We start from the raw sequence: 10,461 nt of genomic DNA on the forward strand, positions 1-10,461 counted from the left end.
CACGTTGTCGGTGATGGTCGGCGGCGATAAAGCGATTTTCGACAAGTACTACGATCTGCTGAAAGCGATGGCAGGCTCCGTGGTGCATACCGGTGAAATTGGTGCGGGTAACGTTACCAAGCTGGCGAATCAGGTGATTGTGGCGCTGAACATTGCCGCGATGTCTGAAGCGCTGACGCTGGCGACCAAAGCGGGTGTGAATCCGGATCTGGTGTATCAGGCGATCCGTGGCGGGCTGGCAGGCAGCACCGTGCTGGATGCGAAAGCGCCGATGGTGATGGATCGCAACTTTAAACCAGGTTTCCGTATTGACCTGCATATCAAAGACCTGGCGAACGCGCTGGATACCTCTCATGGCGTTGGCGCTCAGTTGCCGCTGACTGCAGCAGTCATGGAGATGATGCAGGCGCTACGCGCAGATGGATTGGGTACTGCCGATCACAGTGCGCTCGCATGCTACTACGAAAAACTGGCGAAAGTGGAAGTCACTCGCTAACAAGAAGGGCGCGGATGTGCGCCCTGTATTTCTTGCCTTGCGCGGCACAGTCAGGCTACATAACTATGAAAATCGTAATTGCCCCAGACTCTTATAAAGAAAGCCTTTCTGCCACCGAGGTAGCTCAGGCAATAGAAAAAGGATTTCGGGAAATTTTCCCCGATGCGCAATATGTTTCTGTTCCGGTTGCCGATGGCGGCGAAGGAACGGTTGAAGCCATGATTGCCGCGACGCAAGGGAGTGAACATTCAGCGCAAGTAACGGGGCCGCTGGGCGAAAAAGTGAATGCCTGCTGGGGCATGTCTGGAGATGGTAAAACTGCGTTTATCGAAATGGCGGCAGCCAGCGGTCTGGCGTTGGTGCCTCCTGAAAAGCGCAACCCTTTAGTCACTACGTCACGCGGTACCGGAGAGCTGATTTTGCAGGCGCTGGATAGCGGTGCGCAGAGCATCATTATTGGCATCGGCGGCAGTGCCACCAACGACGGTGGCGCGGGTATGGTGCAGGCGCTGGGGGCAAAACTTTGCGACGCCAACGGGACAGAAATTGGCTATGGTGGTGGAAGCCTGATGAGTCTGAACTCCATCGATATCTCGGGTCTGGATCCGCGCTTAAAAACCTGTTCCATTCGCGTGGCCTGCGATGTGACTAATCCACTCATCGGCGATTCTGGCGCTTCGCGCATTTTTGGCCCGCAGAAAGGGGCGACGGAAGAACGCATTCTCGAACTGGACCGTAATCTGTCTCATTATGCCGACATCATTAAAAAATCGCTGCGGGTCGATGTGAAAGATGTGCCAGGCTCCGGTGCGGCAGGTGGAATGGGCGCGGCATTAATGGCTTTTTTAGGCGCCGAGCTGCGCAGCGGTATCGAGATTGTGACCCAGGCGCTCAATCTGGAAGAGCATATTCACGACTGTACGCTGGTGGTGACCGGCGAAGGGCGGATCGACAGCCAGAGCATTCACGGCAAAGTGCCGGTAGGCGTGGCGAATGTCGCGAAGAAGTACCACAAGCCGGTTATTGGTATTGGCGGCAGCCTGACGCGCGATGTGGAGGTAGTGCATCAATATGGTATCGATGCGGTATTTAGCGTATTGACCAGCATCAGCACGCTGGAAGAGGCCTTCCGTGGGGCATTTGATAATATTTATCGCGCCTCAAGAAACATCGCTGCCACGTTAGCGATAGGAATGCGCAGTGCGGGGTGACATTGCCCCGCAAACCCTCTATACTGCGCGCCGAAGCTGACCAGACAGTCGCCGCTTCGTCGTCGTCCTCTTCGGGGGAGACGGGCGGAGGGGAGGAAAGTCCGGGCTCCATAGGGCAGGGTGCCAGGTAACGCCTGGGGGGGAAACCCACGACCAGTGCAACAGAGAGCAAACCGCCGATGGCCCACGCAAGTGGGATCAGGTAAGGGTGAAAGGGTGCGGTAAGAGCGCACCGCGCGGCTGGTAACAGTCCGTGGCACGGTAAACTCCACCCGGAGCAAGGCCAAATAGGGGTTCACAAGGTACGGCCCGTACTGAACCCGGGTAGGCTGCTTGAGCCAGTGAGCGATTGCTGGCCTAGATGAATGACTGTCCACGACAGAACCCGGCTTATCGGTCAGCTTCACTCTTTAATAAAACCCCGCTTCGGCGGGGTTTTTGCTTTCTGGGTAAGACAGATGAATGACTGTCCACGACGCTATGCTCAAAAGAACGCGGCTTATCGGTCAGCTTCACACTTTATAAAGCCTCGCTTCAGCGGGGTTTTTGCTTTCAGGGCGGTTGCCATGCCTGATGGCGCTGCGCTTATCAGGCCTACTGGGGGAGAGACTGGTTTTGTAGGCCGGATAAGGTGTTTACACCGCCATCCGGCAGAGGTTTTACAGCGAGCATTGAGATTGGTTTTCGAGGATGCAGGCGCTTATTTCCTTCCTATCTAATTTTTATATCCCTATTATTTATGCACCAAATTTCTTTTATCTGAGGGGAATGTGTCGGCGGATATTTCTAATTTTGTGACGACCAACACAAAACGCTGTGCGATACGTTTTTCTCGAGAACAATAGAACGCAATCGATCGCCATCACAAAATTACTTGCTAATAAATCGCACAAAATCAGTGTTAATATAATGTTGTATATGATAATTGTTTGTGTTTTTTAGATTGAATTTTAATAAATGCAATGTTTCTTTACAAACAAATATGGCGAAAAAATGTGATGCATAACGTTATTTAATCGCCATAATCATTAAAATATAATTAAATTTGATAAGTTGTTTATTAAATTTAAGCGCCATCTTGCCTGATAATTGTTCTGTAATTGATTGAAATATAGCCTTTCATGGTTTTAAAAAATAGTGGAAAAAATGGGGGTGTTATAGCCATAAAAAATCGTTATCCCCCCATCTTTTTTTGACTAAAGTCAGGATAAAGTGAGATCGATAATTCATATCTGCATGATTATTAAGTGATTTAAATTTTAACGATAGTCTTACAAAATGTAAGTCAAGGGGATTTGTGAGGGGTAGCACATATCCTTGTTCGCTTAATTTGGTACACTTCCTGCCGTCAACAAAGTAATTAGCGCAGGTCGATATGAATACTATTACACTCCCTAAAACACAGCACTTAGTGGTCTTTCAGGAAGTCATTAGAAGCGGTTCTATCGGCTCAGCTGCAAAAGAATTAGGTTTAACTCAACCGGCTGTCAGCAAAATCATTAATGATGTAGAGGCTTATTTCGGTATTGAGTTAGTTGTACGTAAAAATACTGGTGTGACATTGACTCAGGCAGGTCAGGTGATGCTCTCATGGTCTGAATCTATTACCCGTGAAATGAAAAACATGGTTGATGAGATGAACAGCATGACGAGCAATGCGGTCGTTGATGTGTCGTTTGGCTTTCCTTCACTGATTGCCTTCACCATCATGTCCGGCATGATTAAAAAATTCAAAGAAGTGTTCCCGAAGGCGCAGGTTTCTATGTATGAAGCTCAGCTCTCCTCCTTCTTACCGGCAATCCGTGACGGACGTCTGGATTTCGCCATCGGTACGCTGAGTGATGAGATGAAACTGCACGATCTGCATGTTGAACCGCTCTTTGAGTCAGACTTTATCCTGGTTGCCAGCAAGTCCCGAACATGCACCGGCATCACCTCGCTGAGCGCGTTGAAAAACGAACAGTGGGTGTTGCCACAAACGAATATGGGGTACTACAGCGAACTTCTTACCACGTTACAGAATAATGGCATCAGCAGTGAAAACATCGTTAAAACAGACTCTGTCGTTACGATTTATAATCTTGTTCTCAATGCTGATTTCTTAACAGTAATTCCCTGCGATATGACCACTCCGTTTGGCTCAAACCAGTTTATTACTATCCCGGTAGAAGAAACCTTACCCGTCGCGCGCTATGCCGCCGTGTGGTCGAAAAATTATCGAATTAAAAAAGCAGCATCTATTTTGGTGGAATTAGCCAAAGAGTATTCATCATATAATTGTCGGAGACGAAGGCAATTAATTGAAATTGATTAAAGATTGAATTTGTTTTAACACGAAATAAACGCCATTTGTCTATATCTGACAATGGTCACGGCTATCTATTTACTTTAATACCCAGGTAAGAGGTTCTAATGCACATTACATACGATCTCCCAGTTGCAATTGAAGATATCCTCGAAGCGAAAAAAAGACTTGCGGGGAAAATTTATAAAACGGGAATGCCTCGCTCTAACTATTTTAGTGAACGTTGCAAAGGGGAAATTTTCCTCAAGTTTGAAAACATGCAGCGTACCGGTTCATTTAAAATCCGTGGTGCTTTTAACAAGCTCAGTTCATTAACCGAAGCTGAAAGATGTAAGGGCGTGGTGGCTTGCTCTGCAGGTAACCATGCGCAAGGTGTTTCTCTCTCCTGCGCTATGCTCGGAATCGACGGCAAAGTGGTGATGCCGAAAGGCGCACCGAAGTCTAAAGTAGCGGCAACCTGCGATTATTCCGCAGAAGTTGTGCTGCACGGCGACAACTTCAACGACACCATCGCTAAGGTTAGCGAGATTGTGGAAACTGAAGGCCGTATCTTTATTCCACCCTATGATGACCCGAAAGTTATTGCTGGTCAGGGCACTATTGGTCTGGAAATTCTGGAAGACTTGTACGATGTCGATAACGTGATTGTGCCAATTGGCGGTGGTGGACTGATTGCTGGTATTGCGGTGGCAATTAAATCTATTAACCCGACCATTAAAATTATTGGCGTACAGTCTGAAAACGTTCACGGCATGGCGGCTTCTTTCCACGCTGGAGAAATAACCACGCACCGAACGACCGGCACCCTGGCGGATGGTTGTGACGTTTCCCGCCCGGGTACTTTAACGTATGAAATTGTTCGTGAGTTGGTGGATGACATTGTCCTGGTCAGCGAAGATGAAATTCGCAACAGCATGGTGGCATTAATTCAGCGAAATAAAGTTGTGACTGAAGGTGCCGGCGCGCTGGCATGCGCAGCATTATTAAGCGGGAAATTAGATAGCTATATCCAGAACAGAAAAACAGTCAGCATTATTTCTGGCGGTAATATCGACCTTTCTCGTGTATCTCAAATTACTGGTTTAGTTGACGCTTAATATACTTCGTTGAGGATAGGATATGAGTACTACTGATAGCATTGTATCCAGCCAGACAAAACAGTCGTCCTGGCGCAAATCGGACACCACCTGGACACTGGGTTTATTTGGTACAGCCATCGGCGCTGGGGTGCTGTTCTTCCCTATCCGCGCAGGTTTTGGCGGACTGATCCCCATTCTGATCATGCTGGTGTTAGCATACCCCATCGCCTTCTATTGCCACCGTGCGCTGGCACGCCTGTGTCTTTCCGGTTCTAACCCTTCCGGTAACATCACAGAAACGGTTGAAGAGCACTTTGGTAAAACGGGCGGCGTGGTTATCACGTTCCTCTACTTCTTTGCGATTTGTCCGCTGCTGTGGATTTATGGCGTCACCATTACCAACACCTTTATGACCTTCTGGGAAAACCAGCTGCAGATGCCAGCGTTAAACCGTGGCTTCGTGGCACTGTTCCTGCTGCTGCTGATGGCATTCGTCATCTGGTTTGGTAAAGATCTGATGGTTAAAGTGATGAGCTACCTGGTATGGCCGTTCATTGCCAGCCTGGTGCTTATCTCTCTGTCACTGATTCCTTACTGGAACTCTGCGGTTATCGATCAGGTTGATATCAGCAATATCGCCCTGACTGGCCATGACGGCATCCTGGTTACCGTATGGCTGGGTATTTCCATCATGGTGTTCTCTTTCAACTTCTCGCCAATCGTTTCTTCCTTCGTCGTCTCTAAACGCGAAGAGTATGAGAAAGATTACGGTCGCGAATTCACCGAGCAGAAATGTTCTAAAATCATCTCCCGCGCCAGTATGCTGATGGTTGCGGTAGTAATGTTCTTCGCCTTTAGCTGCCTGTTCACGCTCTCTCCGGCAAACATGGCGGATGCGAAAGCGCAAAACATTCCTGTGCTGTCTTACCTGGCAAACCACTTCGCTTCACTGTCCGGTACGAAGTCCACCTTCGCAACTGTTCTGGAGTACGGTGCTTCAATCATCGCCCTGGTTGCTATCTTCAAATCTTTCTTCGGCCACTATCTGGGGACGCTGGAAGGTCTGAACGGTCTGGTGCTGAAGTTTGGTTATAAAGGCGATAAAACGAAAGTTTCTGCCGGCAAACTTAATACCATCAGCATGATCTTCATCATGGGCTCCACCTGGGTTGTGGCTTACGCCAACCCGAACATCCTGGACCTGATTGAAGCAATGGGCGCGCCGATTATTGCCTCTCTGCTCTGCCTGCTGCCGATGTATGCCATCCGTAAAGCGCCATCACTGGCGAAATACCGTGGCCGTCTGGATAACGTGTTTGTTACCGTGATTGGTCTGCTGACCATCCTGAACATCGTCTACAAACTGTTTTAATCCTTAAGCTCAGGATGAGCGGAGTAGTGAAATGAATGAGTTTCCGGTAGTACTGGTTATTAACTGTGGTTCGTCTTCCATTAAATTCTCAGTGCTGGATGCAGCAAACTGTGAAGTTTTAATGACGGGAATTGCAGACGGTATTAACTCTGAAAATGCGTTCATAGCAATTAATGGAGGAGAGCCAGCTAAGCTGGCTCACCACAGCTACGAAGACGCATTAAAAGCAATTGCCGTTGAACTGGAGAAACGTAATTTAATGGACAGCGTGGCCTTAATTGGCCACCGCATTGCCCACGGCGGAAATATCTTTACCGAATCAGCAATTATTACCGACGAAGTTATCGACAATATTCGCCGGGTATCGCCATTAGCACCGCTACATAATTATGCGAACCTGAGCGGGATTGAATCTGCTCAGCACCTTTTCCCTGGCCGGCAGCAGGTCGCGGTATTTGATACCAGCTTCCACCAGACGATGGCCCCTGAGGCCTATCTGTACGGTTTACCGTGGAAATATTATGAGGAGTTGGGCGTTCGTCGTTATGGCTTCCATGGCACGTCGCACCGCTATGTTTCTCAACGGGCGCATGAGCTTCTCGAGTTACAACATGATGACTCCGGTCTGGTTGTAGCGCACCTGGGCAACGGCGCGTCAATCTGTGCGGTACGTAATGGACAGAGCGTTGATACCTCAATGGGCATGACGCCGCTGGAAGGGCTGATGATGGGCACACGCAGTGGAGACGTCGATTTCGGCGCCATGGCGTGGATTGCCAGCGAAACCAACCAGACGCTCGGCGACCTTGAGCGCGTAGTGAATAAAGAGTCCGGTTTACTGGGTATTTCCGGTTTGTCCTCTGACTTACGTACGTTAGAAAAAGCCTGGCACGAAGGACATGAGCGTGCGCAGCTGGCGATTAAAACGTTTGTGCATCGTATTGCACGCCATATCGCCGGACATGCCGCATCTCTGCATCGTCTTGATGGGATTATTTTCACCGGCGGAATTGGTGAGAACTCAGTATTAATTCGTCGTCTGGTTATTGAACATCTCGCCGTTTTAGGGGTGAATATCGACAGCGAAATGAATAGCCTGCCAAATTCCCATGGCGAAAGAATTATCTCTAATAAAGATGCTCATGTTATTTGTGCGGTTATTCCCACAAATGAAGAGAAAATGATTGCGCGTGATGCCATTGCCTTAGGCAAAATTAATACACCAGTAGAATTTGCATAATTAAATTTCAGCAGAGAGATTATTTTTCATGAAGGTAAATATCGATACCAGCGATATGCTGTATGCCGAAGCCTGGAATGGCTTTAAAGGTACGGACTGGAAAGAAGAAATTAATGTCCGTGATTTTATTCAGCACAACTATACGCCTTATGAAGGGGATGAATCTTTCCTCGCCGAAGCAACGCCTGCGACCACTGCATTGTGGGAAAAAGTCATGGCGGGCATCCGTATTGAAAACTCGACGCACGCGCCGGTTGATTTCGATACCAATATTGCTACCACGATAACCGCGCATGATGCGGGTTATATTGAACAAGAACTGGAAAAAATCGTCGGTCTGCAAACGGATAAGCCGCTCAAGCGTGCTCTGCATCCGTTTGGCGGCATCAACATGATCAAAAGCTCTTTTGATGCTTATGGTCGTGAGATGGATGCTGATTTTGAATACCAGTTTACTGAACTGCGTAAAACCCATAACCAGGGCGTATTCGACGCCTACTCTCCGGATATGCTGCGCTGCCGTAAATCCGGCGTGCTGACCGGCCTGCCGGATGGTTACGGTCGTGGTCGTATCATCGGTGATTATCGCCGCGTCGCGCTGTACGGTATCCGCTATCTGGTGCGTGAGCGTGAACTGCAGTTTGCCGATCTCCAGTCGAACCTGGAGTGGGGCCAGAATCTTGAAGCCACGATTCGTCTGCGCGAAGAGCTGTCTGAACACCGTCGCGCCCTGCTGCAAATGCAGGAAATGGCGGCGAAATACGGCTGCGATATCTCCCGTCCGGCGCGTAATGCGCAGGAAGCGGTGCAGTGGGTGTACTTTGCTTACCTGGCTGCGGTGAAATCTCAGAACGGTGGCGCTATGTCGCTGGGCCGTACCGCATCGTTCCTCGACATCTACATTGAGCGCGACTTCAAAGCGGGAATTTTAAACGAGCAGCAGGCGCAGGAGCTGATCGACCACTTCATTATGAAGATCCGTATGGTGCGCTTCCTGCGTACGCCGGAATTCGACACCCTGTTCTCAGGCGACCCAATCTGGGCGACCGAAGTTATCGGCGGTATGGGACTGGATGGCCGCACGCTGGTGACGAAAAACTCGTTCCGCTACCTGCATACGCTACACACCATGGGCCCGGCACCTGAGCCGAACCTGACGGTGCTGTGGTCTGAGCAGCTACCGATAGCCTTCAAAAAGTACGCCGCCCAGGTGTCTATCATCACCTCGTCTTTGCAGTATGAAAACGACGATCTGATGCGTGCCGACTTTGACAGCGATGACTATGCCATTGCCTGCTGCGTCAGCCCGATGGTTATCGGCAAGCAAATGCAGTTCTTCGGGGCACGTGCCAACCTCGCCAAAACGTTGCTGTATGCAATCAACGGCGGCGTGGATGAGAAGCTGAAAATCCAGGTCGGGCCGAAAACGGCACCGCTGATGGATGACGTGCTGGACTACGACACGGTGATGGAGAGCCTGGACCACTTTATGGACTGGCTGGCCGTGCAGTACATCAGCGCGCTGAACATCATCCACTACATGCACGACAAGTACAGCTACGAAGCTTCGCTGATGGCGCTGCACGATCGTGATGTCTATCGCACGATGGCCTGTGGTATGGCGGGTCTGTCCGTGGCGGCGGATTCTCTGTCGGCTATCAAATACGCTCGCGTGAAACCGATTCGTGATGAAAATGGTCTGGCAGTTGATTTCGAAATCGAAGGCGACTATCCGCAATACGGCAACAACGACGAGCGCGTAGACAGCATTGCCTGCGACCTGGTCGAACGCTTTATGAAGAAAATTAAGGTGTTGCCAACTTACCGTAACGCGGTGCCGACGCAGTCCATTCTGACCATCACCTCCAACGTGGTGTACGGACAGAAAACCGGTAATACGCCGGACGGACGTCGCGCAGGTACGCCGTTTGCGCCAGGGGCGAACCCGATGCACGGCCGCGATCGTAAAGGTGCGGTGGCGTCGTTAACCTCGGTTGCCAAACTGCCGTTCACCTATGCCAAAGACGGTATCTCGTACACCTTCTCCATTGTGCCGGCAGCGCTGGGCAAAGAGGATGGAGTGCGTAAAACCAACCTGGTCGGTCTGCTGGACGGTTACTTCCACCATGAAGCACATGTGGAAGGTGGTCAGCATCTAAACGTTAACGTTATGAACCGTGAAATGTTGATGGATGCCATTGAACACCCGGAAAACTATCCGAACCTGACGATCCGCGTGTCTGGTTATGCGGTGCGCTTCAACGCGCTGACCCGCGAACAGCAGCAGGATGTTATTTCACGTACTTTCACCCAGGCGCTCTGACGCCGGAGGGACTATGAGAAAAGTAATTGCAACCGAATGTGCGCCAGGGGCGATTGGGCCTTACGTACAGGGTGTGGATCTGGGCAGCATGGTGTTGACGTCAGGTCAAATCCCGGTGTGTCCACAGACCGGTGAAGTGGCTGAAAACGTGGCCGATCAGGCGCGTCAAAGCCTGGAAAACGTGAAAGCGATCGTCGAGTCCGCAGGTTTGAAAGTGAGCGATATCGTGAAGACGACCGTTTTCGTTTCTGACCTGAACGACTTCGCCACCATTAATCAGGTGTACCAGCAGTTCTTTGATGAGCATAAGGCAATCTACCCCACGCGCAGTTGCGTGCAGGTCGCCCGCTTACCAAAGGATGTGAAACTGGAGATTGAAGCCATTGCCGTACGTGGCGACACGCTGTAATCCCTTGCGGGGCGATCTCAGGATCG

8 protein-coding genes and 1 other RNA gene are annotated in these 10,461 nt (G+C 50.1%); all 9 read left to right on the plus strand.

From position 1 onward, the window contains the following. On the plus strand, nt 1-496 hold a 496-nt coding region (locus FDW94_RS24515), incomplete at its 5' end, for an NAD-binding protein (RefSeq protein ID WP_249358638.1). A gap of 65 nt (nt 497-561) precedes the next feature. Next, nucleotides 562-1,707, plus strand: a complete 1,146-nt coding sequence (gene garK, locus FDW94_RS18765; protein WP_032934186.1) for a glycerate 2-kinase — start codon at nt 562-564, stop codon at nt 1,705-1,707. 32 nt (nt 1,708-1,739) lie between these two features. Beyond that, an RNA gene (gene rnpB / locus FDW94_RS18770) (RNase P RNA component class A) lies at nt 1,740-2,116 on the plus strand. A 966-nt stretch (nt 2,117-3,082) separates the two neighbouring features. Beyond that, a complete protein-coding gene (gene tdcA / locus FDW94_RS18775) occupies nt 3,083-4,021 on the plus strand; it encodes a transcriptional regulator TdcA (RefSeq protein WP_003828596.1) in 939 nt (312 codons plus the stop codon). Between the two features lie 98 nt (nt 4,022-4,119). Beyond that, nucleotides 4,120-5,109, plus strand: a complete 990-nt coding sequence (gene tdcB, locus FDW94_RS18780; protein ID WP_003828594.1) for a bifunctional threonine ammonia-lyase/L-serine ammonia-lyase TdcB — start codon at nt 4,120-4,122, stop codon at nt 5,107-5,109. 22 nt (nt 5,110-5,131) lie between these two features. Further along, nucleotides 5,132-6,463, plus strand: coding sequence for a threonine/serine transporter TdcC (gene tdcC / locus FDW94_RS18785; RefSeq protein WP_008785886.1), 1,332 nt, complete (start codon nt 5,132-5,134; stop codon nt 6,461-6,463). 31 nt (nt 6,464-6,494) lie between these two features. After that, nucleotides 6,495-7,703: a propionate kinase gene (gene tdcD, locus FDW94_RS18790; protein WP_137378075.1), complete on the plus strand. Its 1,209-nt coding sequence runs from the start codon at nt 6,495-6,497 to the stop codon at nt 7,701-7,703. 28 nt (nt 7,704-7,731) lie between these two features. After that, nucleotides 7,732-10,026, plus strand: coding sequence for a formate C-acetyltransferase (gene pflB, locus FDW94_RS18795; protein WP_043017750.1), 2,295 nt, complete (start codon nt 7,732-7,734; stop codon nt 10,024-10,026). 13 nt (nt 10,027-10,039) lie between these two features. Continuing rightward, complete coding sequence (locus FDW94_RS18800) at nt 10,040-10,435, plus strand: enamine/imine deaminase (protein WP_003828585.1); 396 nt, start codon at nt 10,040-10,042, stop codon at nt 10,433-10,435. The last annotated feature ends 26 nt before the right edge of the window (nt 10,436-10,461 follow it).

The sequence above is a fragment of the Citrobacter sp. wls757 genome (genome assembly GCF_005280935.1).
Lineage (GTDB): Bacteria > Pseudomonadota > Gammaproteobacteria > Enterobacterales > Enterobacteriaceae > Citrobacter > Citrobacter portucalensis.